Here is a 25,836-nt window from a genome sequence, read left to right as displayed (position 1 = left end):
CTGCCTTTTGCCTTTTTGTCTCGATCTGTAACGTTTGGGGACAAAAAACCGGTCTACCTGTTACAGAACGAGACGAATGCTTGGGCGCCGCTGGTTTGTCTAAATCTGTAACGTTTAGGGGCCTGAAGAACGTCTTACTGTTACGGATCGAGACGTTTGGCACCTGGCTGGGGGGAATGTCTCAATCTGTAACATCTACAGTCCAAAAATCGTTCTTCTTGTTACAGATCAAGACGTTTGTCGGTGGAGGCAACGGTGACGATGGTCCATTTGTCCGATGTGGTGGTGATGGAAGTGTCTAATACCGTTTTCAAGCACAAGCATACGACTCGCAACACGTTGGCGCGGAATAGGATGCTCGCGCGACTCACGGAGGCGACCGAGCAAGGTGCGCTGCTCGCAACGCATGACAATGCCGAGCTCATGTGGCTGCGGCGTCATGTTGGAACCGACGATATCGCGGAACCCGAGCCGTATTTGTTCTGCTTTCAACATGACTGGGATGCGCTGACGCCGACGGAGCGAGCGCTGCGGGCCATCAAAGGGCTTGCGGAGTTTCATCCCGATTGGGCGTTTTGGGGCTATGACGCGGCACTTTTGTGGGGTCTGGAGGTGCCGAATGATCTGCTTGGGCCACGATATCTTGTTAAGACAGGTTGCTCGGTGCCGCTGAGTGCAGGATGTCGGCTGTTGCGTCCGCAGGCGGCGGGCGCACTTGAACAAGTCGACGGCGTGCAGGTGACGTCGTTTTGGCGCACGGTGGAGGATTGCCTACTGCGTGCACCGTTCTCCTACGGGTTGGCGATTGCCGATTCTGCACTGCGGGCGAAAGGCGTATCACGTGGGGATTTGTGCGAGCGCCTCCGCGCCGATTGCGAGGGCAGGCGAGGGTATCGCAGGGCACAGGTGATTGCGTCGTATGCGGACGGGCTGTCTGAAAACGGCGGCGAGTCTCGGTTCCGAGCATTCTTTATTGCGTACGGCTTTCCGGTTCCGGAGCTGCAGGTGGAGTTTCGCGACCCGCTCGATCCGAGCCAGGTGTTTCGCGTCGACTATTTTTGGCGGCTCGAGGACGGGACGTGTGTCATCGGCGAGCTCGACGGAAAGGGGAAGTATACCTTGCGGAACGGCGAGGGTCGGGAGTCGGTCGACCCATTCGTGGCAGAGCGTCAGCGGGAATCTCATCTGACAATGCTCGGGCATAAGGTGCTTCGGTTTACGTTTGATGAGCTCAAGAATCCGGGGAAGCTGATCGAGAAAATGAGGCTGGCGGGTATTCCTCGGCAGGTTGAATTGGCTGAGGAGTGGAGATGCCAGTGGTATGGGCGCTGAGAGGTTTTGTCTCGATCTGTAACGTTTAGAGGTTGTTTGAGCTCGTAATTGTTACAGATCGAGACAAGCCGGTGAAACGTCGACCGAATGTCTCGATCTGTAACATCAAGGGGCCTAATAACCCTGTACCTGTTACAGATCGAGACATTTCCCTGGTGTCGCTGGGGTGGGACTGCAACGTGTTCCGTCTCCCCACATCCCCTCTTTCTTCCGTTAACCGATGCGTCTGCAGCAATCCAGCGGGACTAGGTGATAATGGACAAATGTTCAAGTTAATCGTGAGGGAGGAGCTCGATATGGCATCTGCCGATCGTTCCACGTTGTTTATCAATGCGACCATTCTGGATGGTTCGGAGCATATGGAGCCGCAACCCGATATGGCCGTGACTGTTGAGCGCGGCGTCATCACCTGGATGGGGCCGAGTGCTGTGGCGCAGGCGCCCGCGGGTGCCGAGGTTATCGACCTGGGCGGTGCGTATCTCATGCCCGGTCTCATCAATATGCACGTGCACCTGTGCGGCTCGGGCAAGCCTGTCTCGGCCGGCGATGCGGGCGCGCTGATGAAGAAGCTCGATAATCCCGTGGGGCGCGCCATCGTGCGCCACATTCTTAAGGGCAGTGCCCAGCAGCAGCTGGCAAGCGGCGTGACCACGGTGCGCGGCGCGGGCGACCCGTTGTTTGCTGACATTGCCGTGCGCGACGCTATCGACGCCGGCAAGTATCAGGGTCCGCGCTTGGTAGCGCCGGGAACGGGCGTCACGGTGCCGGGCGGCCATGGCGCGGGCTTGTTCGCCCAGGTGGCCAACAGCCCCGTCGAGGCAGCCGAGCAGGTGCGAGACCTGTATGCGCGGTGCCGATGTCATCAAGCTGTTCGTGACGGGCGGCGTGTTCGACGCTACCGAGGTGGGCGAGCCGGGCGTGCTGCGCATGCCGGTCGAGGTTGCCGCGGCGGCGTGCAAAGCGGCGCACGAGGTGGGCCTGCCGGTCATGGCTCATGTCGAGAGCACCGAGGGCGTGAAGGCTGCGCTTCAGGCCGGCGTCGATACGATCGAGCACGGTGCCCCGATGACGCCCGAGATCTTGGAACTGTACCGCGGCGCCGCGGGCACTCAGCTTGAGGATCGTGCACCCAGCGTTACCTGCACTATCAGCCCGGCGCTGCCGTTTGTGCTGCTCGACCCGGAAAAGACCCATTCGACCGATACACAAAAGAAGAACGGCGATATCGTGTGTTCGGGCATCATCGAGAGCGCCCGTGCTGCACTGGAAGCTGGCGTTAAGGTGGGCCTGGGCACAGACTCGAGCTGCCCGTTTGTGACACAGTACGACATGTGGCGCGAGGTAGCCTATTTTGCCAAGTACGTGGGTGTGAGTAACGCCTTTGCGCTGCATACGGCCACGCAGGTCAATGCCGAGCTGCTGGGGCTGGGCGGCGAGACCGGTACGATCGAGTGCGGCAAGGCCGCCGATATCCTGGTGACGCGCAAGAATCCGCTCGATGACCTGTGCGCCCTGCGTGAGCCGATGCATGTGATGTGCCGTGGCGATTTGGTGCGCAAGCTCAAGGTGAAGCGTATTCCCGAGGTGGATGCCGAGCTCGACGCGATTATGGCCATGCCGGCAGAAGCGCTTGCCGAGGAGCTGGCCCGCGACGGTGTGGCGTAAGCGCGCGATATGGCGATGCGACAAGGGGGGCAATCCTTTTGTCATAATTAGAAAAAGCCGAGGTCCCAGTGCGAGACCTCGGCTTTTATTTGTCCCATGGTATGGCGGCTAGGAGCGCGTCTCCATCTTGGCATGGCACTTGGGGCAGGTGACGCGGATCTTGCCTTTGCCCTTGGGGACGGAGAGCATCTGGCCGCAGTTGGGGCACTTGAGGTATGCCGTGGTCTTGCGGCCCTTCCACATCTTCTTTGCCGTGCGCTTGGCACGCTCAAAGTCTTCCTTGCTGGTGCCGGCCGCGCGTGAGGTGCTGGCCGCTGCAGCGCCGCCGCCCAAGCTGGCGACGAACTTGCCCAAGCCGGGAACATTGGCAGTCGCGGCGACAAAGGCGTCGTTCTCCTTGCGACGTGCGTCGATGTTTTTGGACAGGCCGCGCAGCACGCCGAGCACGATGACGGCGATGGCGATCCAGCTGAGCCACTGGATGCGTGCCATCGATCCGATCATCGCGATGATGATGCCGGCAAAACCCATTACGATGGTGAGCTCATCGGCGCCATTGCGACCCTTCATAAAGTCATTCATGCAAATTGCCTTTCGTTCGATATGCTGCACGCCTTTATACCCGATTTAGAGCAAGGGGGACAGGTCAATCTGCACCAAGGTGGTGCAAACATACCTGTCCCCGATGCACCAAGAAGGTGCAAAGCAGTCCGTCCCCAATGCCCCAATTACTTGGAGAGCTTGTCGACGACGCGTTCGATCTCGGCGAGCTTGGCGGCCTTGAGGTCTTCGTCGCCCGATTCGATTGCCGAAGTCACGCAGCCCTCGATATGCGCCTTGAGCACATCGGCGTTGATGCGCGCAATGAGCGCCTGCGTTGCCATGAGCTGCGTGGAAATATCGACGCAGTAGCGGTCCTCATCGACCATCCGCAAGATGCCGTCGATCTGGCCGCGTGCCGTCTTGAGCATCCGGGTCACCGATTTGTGGTCTGCCATCATGGCGGGTCCTCGTTTCTGGTCGATGGGGTCGAATGCTTCTGGTAGCTGCTACGCGGCGGTCACGGATAGGGCGTGGAACTTCTCGCCGGCACCCTCGACAGCGGCGGCGAGCTGCTCGGCGGTCACGGTGTCGGCGCACTCCACCTGGACGGTCTGGGTCTCGTGATCGGCGTCGGCGTCGGTCACGCCGGCCACGTTGAGCAACGCCGTCTCGACGGTGGCGTCGCAGTGGCCGCACATGAGGCCGGAAGTCTTGATTGTGTATCGCATAGGTGTACTCCTTATCGATTGAGATTATCTGACAGTTTAGTCGTGAACAGCGTCATCTTAAAGGTGCGCTGAGGTGCCCGAGATTGCCCCGAAAGAGGAGCGAAGCGTACTTGGGTACGCGAGCGACGGTTTGAGGGGCAAGGTCGGGTGCATCAGTGCGCCGTCTTGGGCTTAAAGGCTCGTAGGCGCAGAGCGTTGGAAACAACACACACGCTCGACAGGCTCATGGCCGCGGCGCCAAACATCGGCGAGAGTTGCCATCCCGTGAGCGGGAAGAACACGCCCGCCGCCAGCGGAATGCCGATGCCGTTGTAGAACAGCGCCCAGAACAGGTCCTGCTTGATGTTGCGGATCGTGGCGCGCGAAAGCTCGATGGCGCGGGCGACGTCCATGAGGTCGCTGCGCATGAGTACCACATCTGCCCCTTCCTTGGCGATGTCGGCACCGGTGCCGATGGCAAGGCCTACATCGGCACGCGCCAGGGCGGGGGAGTCGTTGATGCCGTCGCCCACCATGGCGACCTTGCTGCCCGCATCCTGCAGTTCGCGCACGTGGCGTTCCTTGTCGGCGGGGAGGACGTCGGCGATGACCTGCTTGCTGTTCAGTCCCACGCGGCGGGCGATGGCCTCGGCCGTCACGCGGTTGTCGCCGGTGAGCATGCGCACGTCGACGCCGAGCTTGCGGAGCGCGGCGATGGCCTCGGCGCTCGTCTCCTTGACCTCGTCAGCCACGGCAATGGTGCCGGCAAGCTCGCCGTTCTTGGCAAAGAACAGCGGTGTTTTGCCTTCGGCGGCGAACTGTTCGGCAAGGCCGGCGGGCACCTTCGCGCCCAACTCGTTCATCAGGCGCACGTTGCCGGCGGCAATGGCGTTTTGCCCTTCGCGCGCCGTAACGCCACGACCGGGCGCGGCGGCAAAGTCCTCGACCATGCGCGCGACGATTCCGCGCGCCTCGCACTCGGCCATAATCGCCTCGGCCAGCGGGTGCTCGCTCGAGCGCTCCAACGCGGCGGCCAGCTTGAGCAGCGCCTTTTCGCTCATGGCGGGCGAGCCGTCAGCGCGCGTGGTTACCACGATATCGGTCACGGCAGGCTTGCCGCGGGTGACCGTGCCCGTCTTATCGAGCACCACGGTGCCCACGCTGCGCAGGTTCTCCAGCGCCTCGGCGCTCTTAAACAGAATGCCCATCTCGGCGCCCTTGCCGGTGCCCACCATAATGGCGACGGGCGTGGCCAGGCCCAGTGCGCACGGACAGCTGATCACCAGCACGGCGACGGCGGAGGTAAGCGCTTCGTTGACGCTTCCGGTCAGCACCATCCACGCCACAAAAGTTACGGCAGAGATTACGAACACCGCGGGCACGAACACGCCGGCGACCTTGTCGGCCAGGCGGGCGATGGGCGCCTTGGTGGCATTGGCGTCCTCGACGAGCTTGATGATTTTGGCGAGCGACGTGTCGGCGCCCACACGCGTGGCGCGGAACGTAAACGAGCCGGTGCGGTTGACCGTGGCGGCGTTGACGGTGTCGCCGGCGGTCTTTTCCACGGGGATGGACTCGCCGGTGAGCGCGCTCTCGTCCACGGACGAGCTGCCCTCGAGCACCACGCCGTCAACGGGGATGGACTCGCCGGGACGCACGCGCAGCACCTGGCCGGGAAGGATGCTGTCGACGTCGACGGTGGCTTCGGTACCGTCCTCGGCCACGACGATCGCGGTCTTGGGCGCCAGGTCAATGAGCGCCTCGATGGCGCCGCCGGTTTTGGATTTGCTGCGTGTCTCGAGGTATTTGCCCACGGTGACGAGCGACAGGATCGTGCCCGCACTCTCAAAATACAGGTTGTCCATGCCCGTCATCATGGCCTCGCGGACCTGTCCTGCGGCTAGTTGGTCGGCCATGATAAACATGGCGTAGAGCGACCAGGCGATGGATGCGGTGGCGCCAACGGCGATAAGGGCGTCCATGGTGGGCGCGCCGTGTGCGAGCGATTTAAACCCGTTGATAAAGTACGCGTCGTTGACGTAGACGATAGGGATGAGCAGGACGAGCTCGGTGAGGGCGAGCGTCATGCTGTGGGTGTGGTCGGTGAAGACGCTGGGCAGCGGCCAGCCGAGCATGTGCCCCATGCCTATATAGAACAACGGGATGAGGAAGACGATCGAGACGATGAGGCGGGTGCGCATGACGGAGGCGGCGGCCTCCAGCTTTTTGGTAGGGGACTCCATATGGGCGGCGCCGGACCCGGCTTGTGCGCTGCCGCTTGGGCCGGCGCCGCCCGCGTCGACGGGCGAGGCCGAGTAGCCTGCGCGGTCGACGGCAGCGCAGATATCGTTGGGGGAGACCTGCGCGGGGTCGTAGTCGACCAGCATGGAGCCGGCGAGCAGATTGACCGCGACGCTCTCGACGCCGTCGAGCTTGCTCACGGCACGGTCCACGTGCGCCTGGCAGGCGGCGCAGGTCATACCGCCCACGTCGAACGTATCTTGAGCCATGGCTTCTCCTTTCTGTGACGTAGTGTCGGAAATGTTAACCAACCGATACTATACACCCATACCCCCTGGGGGTGTCCAGTACAGAATTAATGTATGACATCTCGCTACAGATGAGGGTGGCTGCCCAATCGGTGGCCGTCTCTGCCAAACGTCTCGATCTGTAACAACTAGACCCCGTTTTGCCGAGTATTTGTTACAGATCAAGACAAACAGTTGGCAGAAAACTCAATGTCTCAATCTGTAACATCTAGCAGCAAATATGACCTCTAACTGTTACAGATCGAGACAGACCGTCCGCGGTCGACTCAAATGTCTTGATCTGCCACATCTAGAGAGGTTTTTAACCCCTTACTGTTACAGATTGAGATGTTGTCTCGCGGGGCTGGGGTTTTGTCTCGTTCTGTAACATCTAGACCTGTATCTGCCGAGTAGATGTTACAGATCGAGACAATTGCCGGGGAGGGGTCTCGTCACGGCAAGACGCCCGCTGCCTAGATGCAGAATCCGGGAATCACGCAGGTTCGCTTGTTTGGCTTTTCCGCAGGCGTTGCGTACGTAAAGACGTCGCCGTCGTGCCCCACGCGGTTCATATAGAGTGTGCCTTCGCTCTCCGATGTGTCGGGACTCGCCGTTCGTTCCCACCAACAGGTGTCCTTGCCCTTCCACTGGCGGACCATCGTCTCGTTCGTGGAATACGGGCTCACCTTGAGCTCGCGGAAGAGTTGGTACTCCTTGCCCTCGCCGTTATAGATGTCGGCCAGGTAGTGAAAGTCCTCGGCAAATGACTCGGGCGGCTGCACTCCGCACAGCTCGACCATGGCGGGCAGCCAAAGGGTCGCGGGCAACTCGCTCAGGCACGAAGTGCTTTTGGTGGCGCCGACGTTGTTCGAGATCTTCTTGACCGGACTGATAACCGATTGCAGTTCCTTGGGAAGCAGCTTAATGCCGTCCTCATCGAGCCATGTGCGCAGCTCGCAGTCTTCCCAGCCACCGTTGAGCGGGTGCTCTGAGGCATCGCGCTCGGCAATACCTGCGTCAAAGATAAATGACAGACCGGCCTTGCCGTTGGTATCCGCCAGGTCGTCGTGAAGAATGCCCACGAGTTGCGCCCCGACCTCCAGCCCGTTGGTGAGCGTAACGCGCTTGGTGCTCGGGTAGGGAATACGGCCGTCGTCGTCGAGCAGATGATAACGCTTGGCGATCTTGCGAGCTTCGGCGTTGCTCTTCGCCGCCTTAATCTTGAGCGAAATCTCCTTCAGCTGATCCCAGGTGTAGTCGTCAAGCGTACCGCGGATGCCGTCCAGGTAGTCGGGGATGCCGAAGCCATGGGTCGCCGCCCCAATGACGCTGAGCCCCGCAACGGCTGCAACGACGCTACCGATAATAAAGCGGCGGCGGGTCATGGCATCGTGCCGGGCCTGCTCCAAGACCTCTCGCACGCGCTCGCCGGCGACGTCGACCTTAAGGTGCGTGCCGGAATCGGTATCAATTGCGGCCTCGTCTCCTACGCCCTCGCAGCCCTCGGATTTGGCATCGGTGAGGTATGCCGAGAGCACCTCGAGCATCTGCTGCTCGGTGGGACGATCGCACTGCTCGACTGAGATGCCTTTCATGATGATCTGGACGAGCGCCTCGTCGTCATTGCATCGCGGCTCGAGCGGTGCCGGCTTGGTCTTGGTCTTTACGAGATAGAACGAGCCGGTTGCAGCGGCGTCCGTCGACTCAAAGTCAAACGGTTTGCGACCGCTGTAGAGCTGGTACAGAATGCTCGAAAGCGCATAGACGTCGATCGCGGGCGAGCGGCGAAGGGCCGCGATGCCTTCGATATCCTGCGTGAGCATCTCGGGCGCGGCGTATGCGGGCGTGGCAAAGCGCCAGATGTCGGCGCGCCGGGTGATCGTGTCGTCGCCGAGGGCCATGGTCGCGGAGCCCATGTCGATGAGGCAGGGGTCAAAGGAGCAATCGACGATCTGCTACTCGAGCGTTCGGCTGGTGGTGCGGAACATGATGTTGGCAGGCGACAGGTCGCGATGGACGACCGGATTCACGAGCCCCTGGGTCATCAAGAGCGCGCGAAGCACGGCGTTTCCGACGGCGGCGACCATCTGGGTGGTCAGCCCGCCCGAGGCGTCGCGCGGAAGCAGGGGCAGCGCCTGCTTGAGCGAGGTGCCCTCGACCCACTCCATGAGGATGAGCGGGTCATCCTCGCACGATCCGTAGCCATAGACGCGCGGAAATCCGCGCAGGTGCGAGACGGTACACAGATGACGGTACTCCTCGAACAGAGCGGCGGTGTTGGCCAGGTGCGCGGCCGATTGCTCGGCGGAGCGGTCGAGGGCTTGGCCGGAAAGGATGGCGTTGTCCTTGAGTAGCTTGACGGCAAAGGCTTCGCCGCTCGTGTTGGTCGCGCGCAGTACGTGCCCGATGTTGCCGTTGTTGCGACGGGTCGTTTGAAGAATAAGCGTCATAAACCGACGCTTGGCGTCGTCCTCGGCGCTGGGGTTGACCGCCACGGCGGTATCGAACGTATCGAGACGGATGAGTTTGTCGCCATAGGCGCTATCGGTAGTATCCATGGCGTTCCTTTGTCTGGCATGGGTTGCCGCGCGTATACGTGGGCAGTGCGGATATCGATAAGGTACTATGATAGCCGCGCTGCCCACGTATACCGTTGAGTATTGTCGTTTACGACGCAGAAGGTAGAAGACGAAAGACGGGCGGCGACCGTCTTTCGATCGCCGTCCGCACTAGGTGTTGTGTGCCATGACGTTGTTGACGCCGACGATGCGCGACATCGGCGGCAGGCCCCCGCAGGCGCTGTGCGGCCTGCCCCAATTGCAGTTGACCCTTGTCCCGGGCAGCTATCGTGAGTTTATCTTCCGGCCTTTAACGCTTCTTTAGAAACGGCCTTCACCCTAGGAATTGCAAGTAAGTAATCCTTGGGATGGAGGCTCTCATGGCATACGTATTGGAGACGCGCGGGCTCACGAAGCGGTTCGGCCGCGGCAGCCGCGCGCAGATGGCGGTCGACGGCGTGAGCCTGCACGTGGGGGAGGGGCGCGTGTACGGCCTGCTCGGCCCCAACGGCGCGGGCAAGTCCACCACGCTCAAGATGGTCACGGGGATGCTGCGCCCCACCTCGGGGCAGATCCTGGTCGATGGCCATCCGTGGAGTCGAAACGACCTGTATTCCATCGGCTCGCTCATCGAGCAGCCGCCGCTCTACCCCAACCTCACGGCGCGCGAGAACCTGCTCGTGCGCACCACGTTGCTGGGCATCCCCGAGGGTCGCATCGCCGAGGTGCTCGAGACGGTTGACCTTAAAGACACCGGGTCCAAGCGCGCCGGGCGCTTCAGCCTGGGGATGAAGCAGCGGCTCGGCATCGCGATCGCGCTGCTCGCGAGCCCGCGGCTTCTCATCCTGGACGAGCCCACCAACGGGCTCGACCCCATCGGCATCGAGGAACTGCGCGGGCTCATCCGCAGCTTCCCCAAGCGCGGCATCACGGTCATCGTATCGAGCCATATCCTGGGTGAGGTGGAGCAGACGGCCGATGACATCGGCATCATTACGGGCGGCCGGCTCGCCTACCAGGCGCCGCTTCAGAGGGGCCAGGACCTCGAGGCCCTGTTCATGGACGTGTGCCGACGGACGGGGGTGGCCGCATGAGCCGGTCTGCTGCTGTGTCCGAGCGCGTCGAGAAGCCGGTGCCGCAGGCGGGATCAGCGCGCCGTCCCGGCCTCTTCCGCGCCCTGCGCTCCGAGGCGCTGAAGAGCTCCCACGGGGCGCCGGTCAAGGTCGCCATCGCGCTTGCGTTGCCGTTCCCGTTGCTCTTCGGCCCGCTCTCGGGGCGCTTCGGCATGAGTGCCGGGCTCTCGTTCTCGGCATGGAACTACTACTACGTGCTGCTCTTGCCCGTGGCGCTCACGCTCATCTCCGCGTGCGTGGCCAACTACGATGCGCGGCTGCGCGGCCACGTGCCGCTCTCCAGCCCGGCTCCGCTCGGACAGGCCTGGTGGGCGAAGGCGCTCTGGTGCCTCGCGCTCTCGGCGCTCTCGAACGCTTGCGTACTCGCCGTGTACCTCGTGGGTGCCGTCGTGAACCCGGGTGGGCCATCGGTTCCCGCGATGGCGGCCGCTGCGGTGACGAGCGTCATCGCGACGTCGTGGATGATTCCGGTGACGCTCTTCCTTGTCTGCCGGGTCGGCATGCTCGCTGGCGTACTGGGCCCGCTTGCGGTGCAGATCGGCGGGGGCTTCGCGTGGTCCGCGGTGGGAGGCCTGTGGTGGGCGCTTCCGCCGGCGGCCTCCGTCATCATGCCGAGCGCCTTCTTGCCTGTGCTGCCCACGGCCGAGCCGCTCTCGGCGTCGCCCGGGCTCGCGGCTGCGATCGGGTCCTTCGGGCCTGTTCAGGCGGCGGCGCTCGCGGTTTGCGCGGCGGCGTTCGTGCTGCTCACGTTCGTCGGTGCGGTCTGGTTCAGGGGATCGGAGGAACTGTGATGGGAAGCGGAAGGCATGTTGGCTCGAGCGTTGGCCAGACGTCCCGGATGTCCCTATGGCGCGCCGTGCTCTCGGAGTGCGTGCGGCTCAAGCGCTCCCCGTTGATCGCGCTGCACCTGGCGTGCGGCCTTATCGCCGGCGTTGCCTGCGGGGCATACTTCGGCGTGGCGCCGTGGGATCCGCGACTTGGAACGGACGCGTTCGTCCAGCTTATCGGCGCGCTCATGCCCCTCATGGTCGCGATCGTGTGCGGCCTGGATATCGACGGTGAGCGCGAGGCGTCCGGCCTTTCCAACCTGCTCGCGTTGCCGTCGAGGCGCATCGCCCTCGCCGCGCGCGTGCTCGTGCTGTGGCTGCTCGGCATCATTGCGATGGCGGTGGCGCTCGGGTCATTTGCCGGCGTGATCGGTGCCTTTGGGCGCGACGCGTTCTCGGCAGGGGTCTACGCCCGCGCCGCCGCGGGCATGGCGGCGGGCTCGCTCGTGCTCTACGTCGCGTCGGCCTGGCTCGCGCTCGCCCTCGGCAGAAACGCCGCCATCGGGGTCGGCGCGGCGGGCCTCGCCTGCGCCCTCTTCGCCGTGGGCGGCCTCGCGCACGGGCTTGTCACCGGCGAGCTCACCGCGGCCTCGTCGGGTGTGCTCGGCTACGTGCCGTTCGCCTGGGCGGAGCGGCTGGGGTCGCTGCTCGTGGAGCTTGGGCTTGCCACGGATACGGGTTTGCGCGCGGTGATATGGCAGCTTGAGGTGACTTCTGTCCTTGCCTTGGTGGTCACGGCGATTTGCCTTGTCGTCCTTCTCGTCTGGATTGGCTTCTTCGAAGAGGGGAGGAAGGGCGAGTGAGCTCGCGGGGGTGCCTGCCGTTCCGCTCGCCACGCGTCTGCCATCGTTCGATCTCGCACGGGTAACATGAACTAGGATGGAACGAGCAAATCCGCTATTGAGGGGGAGTGTGATGGCCCGCATCCTTGCGGTCGACGACGACCGCGCCATACTTCAGCTGCTCGAGCGGGCTCTCTCCCGCGACGGTCACAAGGTCGAGTGCGCCGACGACCCAACGACGGTCCCTGCGATGGATCTCTCTCGTTACGACCTTATCCTCACGGACGTGATGATGCCCGGTCTCGGTGGCTTCGAACTGGTCCGCCTCGTCCGGGGCCGCTTCGACGGGCCCATCATGTTCCTCACGGCCAAGGTCACCGAGGACGACGCGGTGCTGGGCCTCGGCCTCGGCGCCGACGACTACGTGCGCAAGCCCTTCGGCGTGGCGGAGCTGCGCGCGAAGGTGGCTGCGTCGCTCCGCCGCGAGCGCCGGGTGCGCCGGAGCGTGCTCGACCTCGGACGTGCACGCTTCGACCTCGGGGCGCGCGAGCTCAACGTGACAGCTCCCGACGGCTCGACCGGCGCGCCCGTCCCCCTCACGCCTACCGAATATGGCATCTGCGAGTTTCTCGCCAAGCATCCCGGTCGCGCCTACAGCCGGTCGCAGATTCGCGAGGCGGTGCGGGGCTGGGAGAGCGAGGCGGATGACGCGGCCGTCTCGGTCCACGTGGGCAAGGCGCGTGCCAAGCTCCGGGCTGCGGGCGTCGACCCCATCGCCACCGTGTGGGGTGTCGGATATAAGTGGGAGGCGGGGAGATGAGCCGTCTTCGCGGTTTGGACGGCCGCATTCGCGTCCCGCTTGCCCTCGTAGTCGGTCGCTACTTCGCCCTCGTCCTGTTCGGGGCGCTGCTGACCGTGGGCGGGCCCTGGGCACTGTTCTTCGGCGCGATGGCGCGCGGCGAGGTGCTCCCGGCGGACTGGGGCTCGACCCATGCGGACGAGACTGTCGGCGACATCGCTTCGGCGGGTCATCTTGATCCCGACTCGCTCTCCACCGCATACCGCGTGGCGCGGCTTTCGGCCGTGGGCAGCGTCCTCTTCTCAGACATGGGGGAGGAGGCACTCGCCAGCGCCCAGACGTCGGTCTCCTCCGCAGCTGCCGCCGGTGAGACGTCCGCCCGCCCCGGCCCCGACGTCTCGTCCGGCTCGTACGCGCGGGTGGCGGCCGTGAAGCTCGCCGATGGTACCTGGGCGGCAATCTCCTGGGACATGATGCCCCACTGGGCCGACCGCGCACGGGACGCGTCCTGGCCGAACCCCCAGGACCTCTGGCTCGCCTCGACCATCATCGGCACGGTTCTCATGGTCGTTCTCGTCGCCCTGCGCGCCGCGCGCGTGCTCACGCGCAAGATGGAGCCGCTCGTGGCGGCGGCGAACGCCGTTGCCGCCGACGACCTCGACAGGCCCGTCGGAACGAGCGACGTTGCCGAGGTCGACGACGTGCTCGCCGCGATGGAGCGCATGCGGGTCTCGCTTAAACGCTCGCTCGAGGAGCAGATGGCCTCCGAGGAGACCCGGCGCGAGCGCATGGAGACGCTCGCCCACGAGCTCAAGACCCCGCTCACCCTCATCCAGGGCAACGCCGAGCTCCTCGCCGCCGACCTCGAGGAGGGGCGGCTCCGGGGCGAGCAGGCCGACGAGGCCCGCGCCATCCTCGATGCCACCCACCGCCTGGACGCGGCCCTCATCGACATCATCGCCGCCTGGCGGGAGGACGAGCGGGACGGCGAGGGGCGGTCGGAACCCGATGCGGATTCGCGAGGCTAAGCTCCGAAGTGCGCAACAGTGAAATAGAACCGATTGACGGGGATGCCTGACTGCCCCAGCCGACTCTTCATCCATATCGGATGTGGGCGTGCGCAGCGAGGGGACTTTACACCCTTGTCTCTCCGTCTTACCATAGACGTACGTAAAAGCGTACGCTTTTGGGAAGGGAGGCCGCATGACTTCTATTACGGCAACGGCGGCACGCAAGGACCTGTACAACGTTATCGCGCGCGTCAACGAGGACTGCGCTCCGGTGGCCATCACGAACAGTCGCGGTAAGGGTGCCGTGCTCGTCGGAGAGGATGAGTGGGCCTCTATCGAGGAGACGCTCTATCTCATGGGTGTTCCCGGCGTTGCCGAGTCGATTGTTGCAGGGAAGGCGGAGCCGGTCGAGAATTGCGCCACCGAAGACGCGCTGGACTGGTAGCCATGTGGCTTGTCGTGTTCACCGAGCAGGCCCAGAAGGATGCAAAGCAGCTCAAGGCGGCGGGGCTTGCCGGCAAGGCGAAGGCGCTCGTCGCGGCAGTGCGGGAGGACCCCTTCAAGGTTCCTCCGCGCTATGAGGCCCTCGTTGGCAATCTATCTGGCCTCTACTCTCGCCGCATCAGCCTGCAACACCGCTTCGTTTACGAAGTAATCAAAGAGGAGATTGAGAGGGACGGCGCCCTCTATGAGGGTGCGGTCAAGGTCGTTCGCATGTGGACGCATTATGACGGGGTGCGATAACGGCTGGACGCTGTACGCGACCCTCATCGACATCATCTCCGCCTCTGAAACCCGCTGTCACCCTAAGGTGTCAACCGGCCCAGCGGCGCCGGCTCCGTGCCCCTTCCGCGAAAGAATGTAACCGCGCCGACAGAGACGGCGCGTACGAACGCATTCACAAGAAGGGGACACGATATGACTTCTCAGGTACTGGAACGTCCGGCGGGGACGGTCGAGGGGGCGCCGGCGCCGGCCGCCTCGGGCGAGTCCCTCGCCGTATCCACCCGCGGGCTCACCAAGCGCTACGGCGACGCGACGGTCGTGGACGACATGGACCTCGAGGTGCCCGAGGGCGCGGTCTACGGCTTCCTCGGCCCCAACGGGGCGGGCAAGTCCACCACGATGAAGATGCTGCTCGGGCTCGTGCACGCATCAGGCGGCGAGGCCGTCGTGCTCGGGCGGGAGATGACCCCGGACAACCGCCTCGAGGTGCTGCGCGAAGTGGGCTCGCTCATCGAGGCCCCCAGCTGCTACCCGCACCTCACGGCGCGCGAGAACCTCGAGATCGTGCGGCGCCTGCGCGGGCTGCCCGAGAGCTGCATCGACGAGGTCCTTTCGGTCGTGCGCCTGGACGACGCGAAGACGCAGCGGAAGCTCGTCGGACACTTCTCCCTCGGCATGAGGCAGCGCCTGGGCATCGCCGCCGCGCTCATGGGGCACCCAAGGCTGCTGCTCCTGGATGAGCCGACGAACGGCCTCGACCCCTCCGGCATCCACGAGATCCGCCAGCTCGTGCGCGAGATGCCGGGGCGCTTCGGCTGCACGGTCATCGTCTCCAGCCACCTGCTCTCCGAGATCGACCAGATGGCCGACCACGTGGGCATCATCAACAGGGGCCGCATGGTCTGGCAGGGGAGCATGGCCGACCTGCACGCCCGCGCGCGCCGATGGCTGGCGCTGCGCACCACGGACAACGCCGCGGCGGCGGGGGCGCTGCCGGGCGCGGTGGCCGACGGGGAGTGGCTGCGCATCAAGGCCGTGGACGACGCGACCGCCGGGCAGGTGACGCTCGGGCTCGCGAAGCGAGGCATCGGCGTCGTGCGGCTGGAGGAGCGCGCCGAGTCGCTGGAGGACATATTCCTTAAGCTCACGGGGATGGAGGCTACGCTGTAGCGGCTTCGCTGCGGCTTCCCCTGGTACCGCACCTTGCCCATCAAACCGTTGCTCGCGTACCAAAGTACGCGTCGCTCCTCTTTCGGGGCAATCTGCGGCACCAGGAAAACCCTTCGCATGGAACATCGCAGTTCACATTCTTCGACTGGAGGAAGACATATGCCATCTCAAGTTGTTGCATCGGACACCGGCCAGCCCGGCCTCGTCCAATCCGTCGCGCTCGAGTTCGCCAAGGCGCGCCGCAAGCACCTGTGGCTGGCGAGCCTGGGCCTGCTCGCGTTCCAGTTCGCCTGGCTCGTCGCGGGCGCCTCCAACACCGTGCGCCACAACCCTGACTTCGACGGCATCCTCTACATGCTGCCGCAGCTGAACGCCATCGTCCTGCCGCTGCTCTGCGCCATCGTGGCCTCCACCGTCACCGACGTGGAGAACCGGGCGAACATGTGGAAGCTGCTGCTCACCATGGAGGACGGCGGGCGCGTGGTCGCGGCCAAGTGGGCGGCGTGCCTCCTGATCCTCGCCGTGGTCGTGGGCGTCCAGACGGCGGGCGTCGCGGCGGTCGCGTACGGGATCGGGTTCCAACAGAACCTGCCGGGGCCGGCCCTGCTCGCCCGCTACGCCATCAGCACGTTCGTCGTGTGCGCCATGCTCATCACCATCGTGCAGGCGGTCTGCCTCGCCACCGCCAACCAGTTCGCGCCGATGATCGTGGGCGTGGGCCTGTGCTTCCTCGGGCTCTTCATCGCCTACCTGCCTCCGGTGTTCAGCTGGTTCGTGCCGAGCGCGTACTTCTTCGTGTGTCGCCTCGTCGACGGCGCCTACGACGCCTCGCAGCACATGAGGTTCTGGGCGGCGCCGTTCCCGGCCGCGGGGCTCGCCGTCTGCGTCGCCGTGACCGTCGCCGCGTTCATCGCCTCCAGGCGCGCCTTCGCCGCCCGCGAGCTGTAGGGAGGTTTGATCATGCTTGCATCCTGCATATCCGCCGAGTTCATCAAGATGCGCCGGGCGCCCGTCTGGGCCGCCTTCGCCGCGCTGCCCGCCGTCTCCGCGCTCATCGGGAGCGCCAACTACGTGGCCAACCTCGACCTCCTCACGCCCGGCTGGGAGAACCTCTGGACCCAGCACACCCTGTTCATCTGCTACTTCTTCCTCCCGGCGCTCATCGGCGCGGGCGCGAGCTACCTGTGGCGGCTCGAGCACATGGGCTCCAACTGGAACGAGCTCATGGTCGCCCCGGTGCCCGCGCGCGACGTGTTCGTCGCCAAGCTCGCGGTCCTCGCCCTCCTGGACCTCGTCGCGTTCGCGGCCATGACGGCGTTCTTCGTCGCGAGCGGCATCGTCCTGCACGTGCCCGGCGCCTTCCCGGTGGCGTCGTTCGCCGAGCAGGTGGTGCTGGGCTGGATTGGGAGCCTCGCCATCTGCGGCATACAGCTCGTCGTTTCCATGCTCGTGCGCAACTTCGCCGTGCCGGTGGGCGTCGGGCTGGGTGGCGGGATCTTGGGGATCATGGCGGCGATGGGCGGCCTTGGCTACGTCTTCCCGTACGCGCTCATGCAGTCCGGGATGAACAGCAACGCCCTCGTGGTGCTCGACGCGCCGCACATCGCCCAGATCGCCGTGTTGAGCGTCGTCTACGTGGCCTGCTCGGTCGCCTTCGCCTCGGCCTGGCTCCGCACGCGCGACGTCGTCGCGGCGAAGTAGCGCCCGGCGTGCTCGTACAATGTGGTGTCGGGATGTGAGGTGATGGGATTGGACGTGAGACCATGCGGGCCGGGCCTTTCCGGCGCCGCCGCGCCGTTGGACGCGTGGGACGACGCGCCCCTTCTGCGGCTCGCCGCGCCCGTGCTCTGCGTGGCGTGGGAGGCGGCGATGTTCGCCCGCGTGGTGTTCGCGGGGGCGGACCCCTCGCTGTCGGCGCCCTCGTCCCAGGCCGCCCTGTTCGTCCTCATGGCCGTCGGCTGCGCGGCGCTGTTCCTGCGCTACCGCCTTCCGGTCGTCTCCGTGCTCTTCGAGTCGGTCGTTGGCCTGCTGGCCTCGGTGATGGGCGCGCTCGCGTACGTGTACTTCCTCCCGCTCGTCGCGCTCTACGCCTGCGTGGCCCGCGCGCCCCGGCGCGAGGCGGCCGCGGGCGGCGTCGCCGCCGTTGCGGCCGTCGCGCTCTCCGCCGTGGTCGACGGGTTCGCGGGTGCCTCCGCATCGCCCTCCCCCTCGCTTGCGATGACGCTCGCCGGCATCGGGTACCCGCTCATGCTGGTGCTCGGGGCGGCGCTGCTCTCGCGCTTCCGCTTGCAGCGCCTCCGGGAGGCGGAGGCGGCCGCCCGCGCCGAGGCGGAGCGCGACCGCGCGCTCGCCAAGAGCCGCATCGCCGCCGAGCTGCACGACTCCGTGGGACACGACCTCACGGCCATCGTCGCGCTCTCGGAGGGGCTCGCCGGCGCGACCGGGGACGAGCAGCTCGACCGGGCCATCGCGAGCATCAACGAGCTGGCGCGCTCGGGGCTCGCCGACACGCGCCGCGCCGTGCGGGCGCTGGCGGGCGAGGCGAGGAGCACGGCGGCGCCATCCGCTCTGCCGGGTTCCGCGCCCACCGAGAAGCCGGCCGAGCGGCATCGCTGGGACGAGATCGCCGCTCTTCTTGGGTCCGTCCGCGCCGCCGGCGTCACGGCCGCCCTCACGGAGACGGGCGTGCGCCCGGACGACCCCTCCCAGGCCGGCCTCGCCTTCCGCGTCTGCCGCGAGGGCGTCACGAACGCGCTGCGCCACGCCGCGGGGCTCTCGCGGCTCACGGTCTCGGTGGACCACGGCGGGGATGGCTCTGCCGACGTCGCAATCCGCGACGATGGAACCCCTGGCGAGGGGGCCGGGGGTCCGGGCACCGGCATGGGCCTCTCCCGCCTGCGCAGAGAGGTCGGGGAATCGGGCGGAACCCTCTCCGCCGGTCCGGTCGGCGAGGGCGGCTGGTGCCTCAAGGCGCATCTGCCGTCATTGGTGGGGGCCGGCGAAGGGGAGGGGGAGCCCGATGGCGACGAATAGCGGCATCGCGGGAGCGGCCGCGTCCGCGCGCATCCCCGTCATGATCGTCGACGACCAGCCCGAGACCCGCCTGGGCCTCGCGCTCATGGTGCGGCGCGACCCGGGCCTCGCCATCGTGCTCGAGGCGGAGGACGGCCGTCAGGCCATCGACCGCATCGAGCGGGCCGAGGAGCTCGGGCGCGACCTGCCTCGCGTCGTCCTCATGGACGTGCGCATGCCCGTCCTCGACGGCATCGACGCCACCGCCGCGATCACGCGCCGCTGGCCGGGCGTCCGCGTGCTCATGCTCACCACCTACGACGAGGACGACTTGGATTGGCAACACCTATTTGGACGATTCCGGGAGGGACAGCCCCGCCTTTCTGAACTCGACCGGCGACATGTAGCCCAGCGTCGAGTGGATCCTGAAGTTGTTGTACCAGTGCACGTAGTCCGAGAGCTTGGCTCGGAGCTCGCGCGTCGTGCCGAACGTCTCGCGGTGGACGAGCTCGGCCTTCAGTATCCTGTTGGTCGACTCGTCGACGGCGTTGTCGTAGGGGCAGCCCTTGGCCGACAGCGACCTCTCTATGCCGAAGGCCTCGAGCATCAGGTCGATCTCGGCGTTGTCGAACTCGCTGCCGCGGTCCGTGTGGAAGACCTCGATGTCCGAGATGGGGAAGGAGAGCGTCGCGAACGCCGACTTGACCAGCCGGGCGTCCTTCCTGGGCCCGGCGGAGTGGCCGACGATCTCCCTGTTGTAGAGGTCGACGAGCAGGCAGACGTAGTTCCACGAGGCCCCGACGCGCACATAGGTCAGGTCGCTGCATATATGGGTGCGCGGCGCCCTGCCGCCGAAGCCGCGCGCGACGACGTTCGGCACGTCGGCCTCGTTGACCGCCCCGGGGTGCACCTTGAACCTCTTCCTGGCGTATGCGCTGACCAGGCCGTTCTCCCTCATGATGCGGCAGACCCGGCGCCGGCTGACGGTAACGCCCGACCTCTCGAGCGACGCCTTTATCTTGCGCGAGCCGTACCGGCCCTTGCTGGCGGCGTGGGCCGCGACCACGGCCGGCGCGGCGGGGTCCGGCGCGGCGGGCCGGTCGGGCCGCGAGCGCATGGAGTAGTACGTCGACCTCGCGACGCCGAGGAGCCTGCACTGCGCTGGTATGGGGTAGCGGCCCTCGTTGGCCGCTATGGCCCTCACTTTCGAGCGTATATCAGCGCCGCTTGTTTTAAGACGTCGACCTCCATCCGGAGCCTGCGGTTCTCGCGCTCGAGCTCCAGGATCCGGTTCTGCTCGGGCGTGCGGTTGTCCGCGGCGCGCGGCGAGCCGGTCGCGTTTATCGACTTGATCCACCTCTCCACGGTGCTCTTGCCGAGGTCGTACTCGTCCATGATCTCGCGCTTGGGCTTGCCGGCGTTGTAGAGGTCGACTATCTGCCTCTTGAACTCGTCGGTGAAATGCCTCGGGTGCCTGGGGTCCCTCATATACGGCCCTCCCGTCTCTTGCGCCCCTCCCGGAACTGTCCACACCAGTGTAGCCAATCCAACACGAACGCCGCAGCCTGTCGCAGGAAGCGGGTGCGGGCGCCCTCGCCCATGGCGTACAGGTCGCGGCCCGCGACCAGCACACGACCCTCGTCCGGGGCGTCCAGCCCGCTCATGCAGTACAGGAGGCTCGTCTTGCCCGCCCCCGACGGCCCCACGATCGCCGTGAGCCCGCCCGCGGCCGCGAGCGAGCAGCCCCTGAGGACCGGGACGCGCTCCTCGCCCGTGTCGGCCCAGCGCTTGACGCCCTCGGCCCTCACCTCCGCCGCAGCCATGCGCGGCACCTCCCTTCGGGCGGGCGCTCCGCGCCCACCGACTCGTCCGTTCGACGCCACCCATGGAACCACCGCCCGTGCGCCCCGACGCCGCGCGCCAGTCGGTTGCCATCTCCAGATGGCAGTCTCGGTCTCGGTTCTGGTGCCACCACACCAGCGTGGGTGGGGGATACAGTTGCAAGTGGAGGTCATAAGCTGCGTCGAGGAAGGAGCCGGAAAATGAATCGCGCCGCATCTCCCTCGATTCTGAGAGCTTCTAGATTACAATGTTAAAAATTTGCATTAGATGAAGATCTTTCACATGGAGGCGTGATGATTATCCGTCAAAAGTACCTTGACCAGCTTCTCGCCTTTCGGGATCGAGACCTCGTCAAGGTCGTTACGGGGGTTCGTCGTTGCGGGAAGTCGACCCTTCTGGACATGATGCGCGAGCATCTGGCAAGGGAGGGCGTTTCCCGGGAGCGACTTCTCACGTTCAAGATGGAGTCCATGGAGTTTGATGGCTTGGATTATCGCGGGCTTTACCAGCTTGTTCGCAAACGGACAGAGGGAATCGTCCATCCCTATCTCTTTTTTGACGAGCTCCAAGAGATCGAGGGTTGGGAGCGCGCGATTAATTCCCTGCACGTTGACCTTGATTGCGATATGTATATCACGGGGTCCAACGCCTATCTGCTGTCGAGCGAGCTTGCCACGCTGCTCTCGGGGCGTTATGTGGAGGTCGAGATGCTGCCGCTCGTCTTCTCGGAGTTTCTCGATTTCCGGGGAGCGTCACTGTCCTCTCGCGCTGCGGCTGGGATGGATGTCTTCGAGTTGCCGGATGGCTCGCTTAGCACGGCGGTTGGCCTGTTTGATCATTATCGTCGCTACGGCGGGCTGCCGTACCTATCCTTGGGTACGCTAGACGGGGCGGTTCATAAGGCCTATTGCAGGTCACTGTACGAGACGGTCGTCATCCGGGATATTCTCGAGCGCGATCGCAGGCGTGGCCGCAGGCAGCTCACAAGCCCTGATTTGCTGGAGCGGACATGCCGCTTCCTTGCAGACAATATCGGTAACGAGAATTCTGTCAACAGTATTGCCGGAGCGTTGCGGGCTGACGGCGTCGAGGCTGCGAACGGTACTGTTGACGCATACATGGGGGCGCTTGATGAGGCGTATCTCTTCTATCCTGTTCGGCGCTATGACATCAAGGGCAAGGATCTCCTGAAGACGGGTGGAAAGCGTTACATCGTGGACACGGGAATCCGCAACTATCTGCAGGGCTACCGTGATTCCGATCAGGGGCGTGTCTTTGAGAACATGGTCTATTTGCAACTTCGCTACGAGGGCTTTGAGGTGAGCGTTGGAAAGCTGCGCTCAGGTGAGGTGGACTTCGTGGCGTCGAGGTCAGACGGGCGTGCGTACATTCAGGTAACCGAGGATATGACTGACTCGGCCACCATGGAGCGTGAGCTCAGGCCGCTGCGCGCCATACGGGATGCATATCCGAAATTCGTAATTGCTGCCCGGGGGAGTTATCCAAGGGAGATTGACGGGATTCGTATCTTAGATGTTATGGATTTCTTTTTGCAAAGAAGGCCACTACTGGCGTAGAAGGATTTTTTTCATCTATGAATTTTTTTTCAGATAATTATAGAATCTAGCAATAATGGAATCCCAATATGGTCATTTGCTTTTCCGGCGGCAGTAGGCAGTGGATATCTAGTTAGCTATGGAGAGAATAACATCGTAGAGAATCGTTCCTCCGATTCGATATCAAAATAACAGTACAACTTCGTTCATGCTTTGATGTTATGAGCGTTTCGATGTCTATCATCACTATTGGAATCAGGCCTCGTTCCGGAATCGTCGTTAACCGATACGGTGGACAGATCTCTTGGGTGCGCTGAAATCGGAGAAGCGATTGGCTTGGTGCTTTTTGAGCGAAAGCTACTGAAGAAAACTCATGGCTCAATTTGAATGGGATAGAGATTCTGAGTTGCACACACTCAGTTTCATAATGGTTACTCAAGATACTGACGCTTCAGATTGAATGCTTGGGTCTTTTTTTGAAAGGCCCCATGGCAATATGGTTGCCATGGGGCCCGTTTTTTTCAACTGGACGTCCTAGCTCGAGAACGTCACCTCTCCGCCACCCTGGAGCTGGTCCTCGGGCACCTGCTTGGCGTCGGGCGGCATCTGCCCGGAGTCGGGGACGCCTCCGACGGACTGGGAGTCGGTCACCTGGCCGCCGTCCGACCCCGCAGCGCCCCGGCTTGTGATGAACCAGCCCGCAGCGATGCCGCCCGCGACCAGCGCCTGTTTGCATTTGAGCCCTGTCGAAACCGTGGACACCTGATAATTTGGACGGCAGAGGAACCTGCCCCGTAGGAGGGTGTGGCCATGGGAGCCGAGCCTGGGACCAAGTACGAGTAGTTCCCCAAGGACTACCGGGACGAGACGGCCGACTACGTCATCGCGGCGGGGCGGCCCGTCAGGGAGGTCGCCCGAGAGCTCGGCATGGCGGGGAGCACCCTGGGCGACTGGGTGAGGAGGAGGCGCGAGCTCTCCGGCGGCGGGCCCGCGGCCGCCCCGCCGTCCTCGCCAGCATGTGCCTCATGATGGGTGCGATCGGCTTCTCCGTCTACGACGACCAGAACGGATGGGGCTCTTATCGCCTCACCCTTCCCGTCTCGAAGCGCGACGTCGTCCTGAGCCGCTATGCCGCCATCGCGACGCTCGGCCTCATCGGCTCGGCGGTCGGCTTCGCCGTATCGCTTGCGGTCATGGGACTCGCGTCCGCCGTGGAGCTGCCGGGAGGCCTCTCCGAGTTCCTCGCGTTCAGCGGGGAGAGGGTCGCCGGCATGGCCTTCGCCACCGCAGTCTGCGTCCTGATCGGCTCCGCCGTCGCGTCCGTCGTGACGCCGGTGTACTTCAAGCTCGGCCAGACCAAGGCGACCCAGTTTCTGCCAACCGTCACCGTCGGCCTGTTCGTGGTCACCCCCATGCTTCTCGGGAACTCGGGGATTCTCGAAGGCGGCGCGTTCGGGCTCGTGACGGACTTTCTCACGTTCGTCGAGACCCCCGCTGGACTTGCGGCCTCGATGGCGGCGCTGCTCGCGGCCTCGCTTCTGATGCTGGCCGCCTCCGCCGTCGTCTCTCTCGGGCTGTACGGAAGGCGCGAGCTGTAGGCCGAGCCGTCAACCGACGCCCCGGCGCGGACCCGCTTTGCCACGATGCGGGAGCCGCCCCGGCGGCGTGCGGCTGACGATATGTCGATGATTGTGGCCTACATTCGGGCAGAAGGATGCGATTCGGCGGATTAAGGCCAGTTGGAAGAGGGGAGGGGCGTGGGCCGGAAGGGCGCGTCGCCCGTGCTGCTTTGCGTCGAATCCGGAACGGGCGGGGGAGACGCACCGATCTCCCTTTCCAGCCCGACGGACGATGTGCGGGACGGGACGATACTCGATGCTTCGTGGACAACAAGCGTTTCTGAGTTCAGATTCACTGATTTTTAGTGCGCAAAAGCGCTCTTTATTGACGGTCGCGCTCTCCTTTAGCGCGGTGAACGTTTATTGGACGGGGCGAGGGCATGCGCGGCGAGGAGCTTTTCACGCTCGAGGCGGCGGCATACGTGTTCCTGCAGGAGGCCTGCCGCGGCCGTCTGGCGGCGGAGGGCGCCATGCGGGTCCTGTCCAGGTGCGTGCTGGACACTTGCGTCGCTCAGCTCCAGCCTTTGAGCAACCAGTCCACCAGGTTCTCGATGCGCACGCCTTGCTCGGTGGTGCCGAGCCGCAGGCGATCGGTGGTGAGCACCAGCTTGGGGAAGGCATCGTTTACGAGGGAAAAAGGCGCCAGTTCGCGCTCGTATGTCTCGGGGCTTGCAAGCGTTTCGGTCACCTGGATGTAGAGGCGCTCGTCGTGCTTGTCGGCCACGAAGTCTACCTCGCCTTTAAGCAGTGCGCCCACGGTCACGTTGTAGCCACGGCGCACGAGCTCGTTGAATACCACGCACTCGAGCTGAGCGCCCAGGCCCTTTGGGGCATAGTTGCTAGCTAGATTGCGCAAGCCGGTGTCGATGGGATAGAACTTGCGCTGGGGTCTAAGCACCTGCTTGCCGGCGATGCCGTTCTGTTCGCATTCGCTCAGGATGTAGGCGCTTTCGAGGGCTTTGAGGTAGTTCTCGACCGTCTTGTCGCGGCGCTCCTCATCAGGGCCATCGGCAAGCAGCTCATTTGCGTGCACGTGAACCACGGCCTTATGCGCAAGGGCGAGAGCGAGCAGGTCGTCGACGTCTTTAAGAACCAGATGGATGCGAATCTGGTCTACGTGGACGCGACCGACCGCTTCCTCGACAAGCTCGTCGACGTCGCCGAGCCCGAGGCCAAGCGTAAGATTATCGGCGCCGAGTTCATTCGCGTGTTTGAGGAAGAGGCCCGAAAGGTGGGCGATGAGGTCAGCTTCCTCGCTCAGGGCACCATCTATCCCGACATCCTGGAGTCGCAGGACGGCGTGAAGGCCCATCACAACGTGGGCGGTCTGCCCGAGGACCTGCAGTTTGAGCTCTGCGAGCCCGTTAAGCTGCTGTACAAGGACGAGGTGCGCGTCGTGGGCCGCGAACTCGGTCTGCCCGAGAACATGGTTGAGCGCCAGCCGTTCCCCGGCCCCGGCCTGGGTGTCCATTGCCTCGGTGCCATCACCCGCGACCGTCTTGAGGCGCTGCGCGAGGCCGACGCCATCGTGCGTGAGGAGATCGACAAGGCCGGTCTTACCATTTGGCAGTACTTCGCCGTTGTGCCCGACTTCCGCGCCACTGGCGTGCGCGAGGGCAAGCGCGCCTACGACTGGCCCTGCATCATCCGCTGCATCAGCACCGTCGATGTCATGACCGCCGAGGTGCCCGAGCTTGACTGGGCGCTGCTCAAGCGCATCACCGCCCGCGTTACCGCCGAGGTCCCCGGTATCTGCCGCGTTTGCTACGACCTGACCCCCAAGCCCGTCGGCACGGTGGAGTGGGAGTAAACCCCCAGTTCAGAGGCACTTTTTATATTAGTTTGCTCCTTTGAACTTCTTTGTAAATAGGTGTACTTTTCTGACACGATTTTTTAAACGCATTGGGATTTCTCTCACTTTGCAAAGAGGCGATTCAATGGCTTAGCGATGCATCGCTAAGCCATTTTCGCTTGTTGGTGTTGCAATTCGTCTCCTTGTGTTGCTTTAGTTAATCATACTTGCCCAC

General features: G+C 64.3%; 28 protein-coding genes and 2 pseudogenes. 19 read left to right on the top strand and 11 right to left on the bottom strand.

The features are described from left to right. Positions 1-255: 255 nt before the first annotated feature. From OGM60_07070 to OGM60_07060, 3 genes and pseudogenes are all read left to right on the top strand, one after another. The gene (locus OGM60_07070) at positions 256-1,332 is read left to right on the top strand and encodes a hypothetical protein (GenBank protein UYI98651.1); all 1,077 of its coding nucleotides are present in this window, start codon (positions 256-258) and stop codon (positions 1,330-1,332) included. A gap of 500 nt (positions 1,333-1,832) precedes the next feature. Then, a pseudogene (locus tag OGM60_07065) lies at positions 1,833-2,129 on the top strand (amidohydrolase family protein). Continuing rightward, positions 2,107-2,997, top strand: coding sequence for an amidohydrolase family protein (locus OGM60_07060; protein UYI98650.1), 891 nt, complete (start codon positions 2,107-2,109; stop codon positions 2,995-2,997). Before OGM60_07065 ends, OGM60_07060 begins: the two are co-directional and overlap by 23 nt. 108 nt (positions 2,998-3,105) lie before the next feature. On the opposite strand, the gene OGM60_07055 is transcribed toward OGM60_07060, so the two are convergent. The 6 genes from OGM60_07055 to OGM60_07030 all read right to left on the bottom strand — a co-directional run bounded on the left by OGM60_07055 (position 3,106) and on the right by OGM60_07030 (position 9,333). Next, positions 3,106-3,579, bottom strand: a complete 474-nt coding sequence (locus tag OGM60_07055) for a hypothetical protein (GenBank protein ID UYI98649.1) — start codon at positions 3,577-3,579, stop codon at positions 3,106-3,108. A gap of 146 nt (positions 3,580-3,725) precedes the next feature. Then, positions 3,726-3,995, bottom strand: coding sequence for a metal-sensing transcriptional repressor (locus OGM60_07050; protein ID UYI98648.1), 270 nt, complete (start codon positions 3,993-3,995; stop codon positions 3,726-3,728). A 51-nt stretch (positions 3,996-4,046) separates the two neighbouring features. Then, a complete protein-coding gene (locus OGM60_07045; GenBank protein ID UYI98647.1) occupies positions 4,047-4,268 on the bottom strand; it encodes a heavy-metal-associated domain-containing protein in 222 nt (73 codons plus the stop codon). A gap of 152 nt (positions 4,269-4,420) precedes the next feature. Then, positions 4,421-6,757 (bottom strand): heavy metal translocating P-type ATPase, encoded by a 2,337-nt coding sequence (locus tag OGM60_07040; GenBank protein UYI98646.1) that lies wholly within the window; start codon positions 6,755-6,757, stop codon positions 4,421-4,423. Between the two features lie 491 nt (positions 6,758-7,248). Beyond that, on the bottom strand, positions 7,249-8,676 hold the full coding sequence (locus tag OGM60_07035; protein UYI98645.1) for a DUF6273 domain-containing protein: 1,428 nt from the start codon (positions 8,674-8,676) through the stop codon (positions 7,249-7,251). 54 nt (positions 8,677-8,730) lie between these two features. Then, the gene (locus OGM60_07030; protein UYI98644.1) at positions 8,731-9,333 is read right to left on the bottom strand and encodes a hypothetical protein; all 603 of its coding nucleotides are present in this window, start codon (positions 9,331-9,333) and stop codon (positions 8,731-8,733) included. A gap of 187 nt (positions 9,334-9,520) precedes the next feature. On the opposite strand from OGM60_07030, the gene OGM60_07025 reads away from it, so the two are divergent. From OGM60_07025 to OGM60_06965, 13 genes and pseudogenes are all read left to right on the top strand, one after another. Then, positions 9,521-9,658 carry a hypothetical protein gene (locus OGM60_07025; GenBank protein UYI98643.1) on the top strand — a complete coding sequence of 46 codons (138 nt, stop codon included), beginning with the start codon at positions 9,521-9,523 and terminating at the stop codon, positions 9,656-9,658. 55 nt (positions 9,659-9,713) lie between these two features. Next, entirely contained in the window at positions 9,714-10,427 is a 714-nt protein-coding gene (locus OGM60_07020) for a lantibiotic protection ABC transporter ATP-binding protein (protein UYI98642.1), read from the top strand. After that, complete coding sequence (locus OGM60_07015; GenBank protein ID UYI98641.1) at positions 10,424-11,257, top strand: bacteriocin ABC transporter permease; 834 nt, start codon at positions 10,424-10,426, stop codon at positions 11,255-11,257. Before OGM60_07020 ends, OGM60_07015 begins: the two co-directional genes overlap by 4 nt. After that, entirely contained in the window at positions 11,257-12,096 is an 840-nt protein-coding gene (locus OGM60_07010) for an ABC transporter permease (GenBank protein ID UYI98640.1), read from the top strand. The genes OGM60_07015 and OGM60_07010 overlap by 1 nt, the downstream gene beginning before the upstream one ends. Positions 12,097-12,208: 112 nt before the next feature. Then, positions 12,209-12,895: a response regulator transcription factor gene (locus OGM60_07005; protein ID UYI98639.1), complete on the top strand. Its 687-nt coding sequence runs from the start codon at positions 12,209-12,211 to the stop codon at positions 12,893-12,895. Next, the gene (locus tag OGM60_07000; GenBank protein UYI98638.1) at positions 12,892-13,902 is read left to right on the top strand and encodes a hypothetical protein; all 1,011 of its coding nucleotides are present in this window, start codon (positions 12,892-12,894) and stop codon (positions 13,900-13,902) included. Before OGM60_07005 ends, OGM60_07000 begins: the two co-directional genes overlap by 4 nt. 175 nt (positions 13,903-14,077) lie before the next feature. Next, positions 14,078-14,329: a type II toxin-antitoxin system Phd/YefM family antitoxin gene (locus OGM60_06995; GenBank protein ID UYI98637.1), complete on the top strand. Its 252-nt coding sequence runs from the start codon at positions 14,078-14,080 to the stop codon at positions 14,327-14,329. A 2-nt stretch (positions 14,330-14,331) separates the two neighbouring features. Next, the gene (locus OGM60_06990) at positions 14,332-14,628 is read left to right on the top strand and encodes a Txe/YoeB family addiction module toxin (GenBank protein UYI98636.1); all 297 of its coding nucleotides are present in this window, start codon (positions 14,332-14,334) and stop codon (positions 14,626-14,628) included. 174 nt (positions 14,629-14,802) lie between these two features. Beyond that, positions 14,803-15,780, top strand: a complete 978-nt coding sequence (locus tag OGM60_06985; protein ID UYI98635.1) for an ATP-binding cassette domain-containing protein — start codon at positions 14,803-14,805, stop codon at positions 15,778-15,780. A 159-nt stretch (positions 15,781-15,939) separates the two neighbouring features. Beyond that, positions 15,940-16,728 (top strand): ABC transporter permease, encoded by a 789-nt coding sequence (locus OGM60_06980; protein ID UYI98634.1) that lies wholly within the window; start codon positions 15,940-15,942, stop codon positions 16,726-16,728. A gap of 12 nt (positions 16,729-16,740) precedes the next feature. Then, on the top strand, positions 16,741-17,481 hold the full coding sequence (locus OGM60_06975) for an ABC transporter permease (GenBank protein UYI98633.1): 741 nt from the start codon (positions 16,741-16,743) through the stop codon (positions 17,479-17,481). Positions 17,482-17,535: 54 nt separating this feature from the next. Further along, complete coding sequence (locus OGM60_06970) at positions 17,536-18,813, top strand: histidine kinase (GenBank protein UYJ00171.1); 1,278 nt, start codon at positions 17,536-17,538, stop codon at positions 18,811-18,813. A 40-nt stretch (positions 18,814-18,853) separates the two neighbouring features. After that, positions 18,854-19,111 (top strand): annotated as a pseudogene (locus tag OGM60_06965) (response regulator transcription factor). A 27-nt stretch (positions 19,112-19,138) separates the two neighbouring features. Here the strand turns inward: OGM60_06965 and OGM60_06960 are convergent. Genes OGM60_06960 through OGM60_06950 form a run of 3 tightly spaced genes read right to left on the bottom strand, consistent with a single transcriptional unit; the run spans position 19,139 to position 20,615 of the window. Continuing rightward, on the bottom strand, positions 19,139-19,996 hold the full coding sequence (locus OGM60_06960) for an IS3 family transposase (GenBank protein UYI98632.1): 858 nt from the start codon (positions 19,994-19,996) through the stop codon (positions 19,139-19,141). After that, positions 19,993-20,280, bottom strand: coding sequence for a transposase (locus tag OGM60_06955; GenBank protein UYI98631.1), 288 nt, complete (start codon positions 20,278-20,280; stop codon positions 19,993-19,995). The genes OGM60_06960 and OGM60_06955 overlap by 4 nt, the downstream gene beginning before the upstream one ends. Continuing rightward, on the bottom strand, positions 20,277-20,615 hold the full coding sequence (locus tag OGM60_06950; GenBank protein ID UYI98630.1) for an ATP-binding cassette domain-containing protein: 339 nt from the start codon (positions 20,613-20,615) through the stop codon (positions 20,277-20,279). Before OGM60_06950 ends, OGM60_06955 begins: the two co-directional genes overlap by 4 nt. Positions 20,616-20,927: 312 nt before the next feature. Between OGM60_06950 and OGM60_06945 the strand changes: the two genes are divergently transcribed. Continuing rightward, on the top strand, positions 20,928-22,211 hold the full coding sequence (locus OGM60_06945; protein UYI98629.1) for an ATP-binding protein: 1,284 nt from the start codon (positions 20,928-20,930) through the stop codon (positions 22,209-22,211). A 513-nt stretch (positions 22,212-22,724) separates the two neighbouring features. Here OGM60_06945 and OGM60_06940 read toward each other — a convergent pair. Then, entirely contained in the window at positions 22,725-22,952 is a 228-nt protein-coding gene (locus OGM60_06940; protein UYI98628.1) for a hypothetical protein, read from the bottom strand. A gap of 254 nt (positions 22,953-23,206) precedes the next feature. Between OGM60_06940 and OGM60_06935 the strand changes: the two genes are divergently transcribed. Next, positions 23,207-23,788, top strand: coding sequence for an ABC-2 transporter permease (locus tag OGM60_06935; protein UYI98627.1), 582 nt, complete (start codon positions 23,207-23,209; stop codon positions 23,786-23,788). Between the two features lie 532 nt (positions 23,789-24,320). Here OGM60_06935 and OGM60_06930 read toward each other — a convergent pair. Then, positions 24,321-24,842, bottom strand: coding sequence for a hypothetical protein (locus OGM60_06930; protein ID UYI98626.1), 522 nt, complete (start codon positions 24,840-24,842; stop codon positions 24,321-24,323). Here OGM60_06930 and guaA point away from each other — a divergent pair. Then, positions 24,837-25,619 carry a glutamine-hydrolyzing GMP synthase gene (guaA, locus tag OGM60_06925; protein UYI98625.1) on the top strand — a complete coding sequence of 261 codons (783 nt, stop codon included), beginning with the start codon at positions 24,837-24,839 and terminating at the stop codon, positions 25,617-25,619. The genes OGM60_06930 and guaA overlap by 6 nt on opposite strands. The last annotated feature ends 217 nt before the right edge of the window (positions 25,620-25,836 follow it).

The sequence above is a fragment of the Coriobacteriaceae bacterium genome, from assembly GCA_025757745.1.
GTDB lineage: Bacteria > Actinomycetota > Coriobacteriia > Coriobacteriales > Coriobacteriaceae > Collinsella.
The sequence above is the reverse complement of the archived record's forward strand: the minus strand, read 5'-3'. Positions and strand labels throughout refer to the sequence as shown.

Coding starts and splice junctions, on each gene's coding strand:
- OGM60_07060 (UYI98650.1), top strand. CDS start 2,107: ATGGCGCGGGCTTGTTCGCCCAGGTGGCCAACAGCCCCGTCGAGGCAG.
- OGM60_07055 (UYI98649.1), bottom strand. CDS start 3,579: ATGAATGACTTTATGAAGGGTCGCAATGGCGCCGATGAGCTCACCATC.
- OGM60_07050 (UYI98648.1), bottom strand. CDS start 3,995: ATGGCAGACCACAAATCGGTGACCCGGATGCTCAAGACGGCACGCGGC.
- OGM60_07045 (UYI98647.1), bottom strand. CDS start 4,268: ATGCGATACACAATCAAGACTTCCGGCCTCATGTGCGGCCACTGCGAC.
- OGM60_07040 (UYI98646.1), bottom strand. CDS start 6,757: ATGGCTCAAGATACGTTCGACGTGGGCGGTATGACCTGCGCCGCCTGC.
- OGM60_07035 (UYI98645.1), bottom strand. CDS start 8,676: ATGGCCCTCGGCGACGACACGATCACCCGGCGCGCCGACATCTGGCGC.
- OGM60_07030 (UYI98644.1), bottom strand. CDS start 9,333: ATGGATACTACCGATAGCGCCTATGGCGACAAACTCATCCGTCTCGAT.
- OGM60_07025 (UYI98643.1), top strand. CDS start 9,521: ATGACGTTGTTGACGCCGACGATGCGCGACATCGGCGGCAGGCCCCCG.
- OGM60_07020 (UYI98642.1), top strand. CDS start 9,714: ATGGCATACGTATTGGAGACGCGCGGGCTCACGAAGCGGTTCGGCCGC.
- OGM60_07015 (UYI98641.1), top strand. CDS start 10,424: ATGAGCCGGTCTGCTGCTGTGTCCGAGCGCGTCGAGAAGCCGGTGCCG.
- OGM60_07010 (UYI98640.1), top strand. CDS start 11,257: ATGGGAAGCGGAAGGCATGTTGGCTCGAGCGTTGGCCAGACGTCCCGG.
- OGM60_07005 (UYI98639.1), top strand. CDS start 12,209: ATGGCCCGCATCCTTGCGGTCGACGACGACCGCGCCATACTTCAGCTG.
- OGM60_07000 (UYI98638.1), top strand. CDS start 12,892: ATGAGCCGTCTTCGCGGTTTGGACGGCCGCATTCGCGTCCCGCTTGCC.
- OGM60_06995 (UYI98637.1), top strand. CDS start 14,078: ATGACTTCTATTACGGCAACGGCGGCACGCAAGGACCTGTACAACGTT.
- OGM60_06990 (UYI98636.1), top strand. CDS start 14,332: ATGTGGCTTGTCGTGTTCACCGAGCAGGCCCAGAAGGATGCAAAGCAG.
- OGM60_06985 (UYI98635.1), top strand. CDS start 14,803: ATGACTTCTCAGGTACTGGAACGTCCGGCGGGGACGGTCGAGGGGGCG.
- OGM60_06980 (UYI98634.1), top strand. CDS start 15,940: ATGCCATCTCAAGTTGTTGCATCGGACACCGGCCAGCCCGGCCTCGTC.
- OGM60_06975 (UYI98633.1), top strand. CDS start 16,741: ATGCTTGCATCCTGCATATCCGCCGAGTTCATCAAGATGCGCCGGGCG.
- OGM60_06955 (UYI98631.1), bottom strand. CDS start 20,280: ATGAGGGACCCCAGGCACCCGAGGCATTTCACCGACGAGTTCAAGAGG.
- OGM60_06950 (UYI98630.1), bottom strand. CDS start 20,615: ATGGCTGCGGCGGAGGTGAGGGCCGAGGGCGTCAAGCGCTGGGCCGAC.
- OGM60_06945 (UYI98629.1), top strand. CDS start 20,928: ATGATTATCCGTCAAAAGTACCTTGACCAGCTTCTCGCCTTTCGGGAT.
- OGM60_06935 (UYI98627.1), top strand. CDS start 23,207: ATGTGCCTCATGATGGGTGCGATCGGCTTCTCCGTCTACGACGACCAG.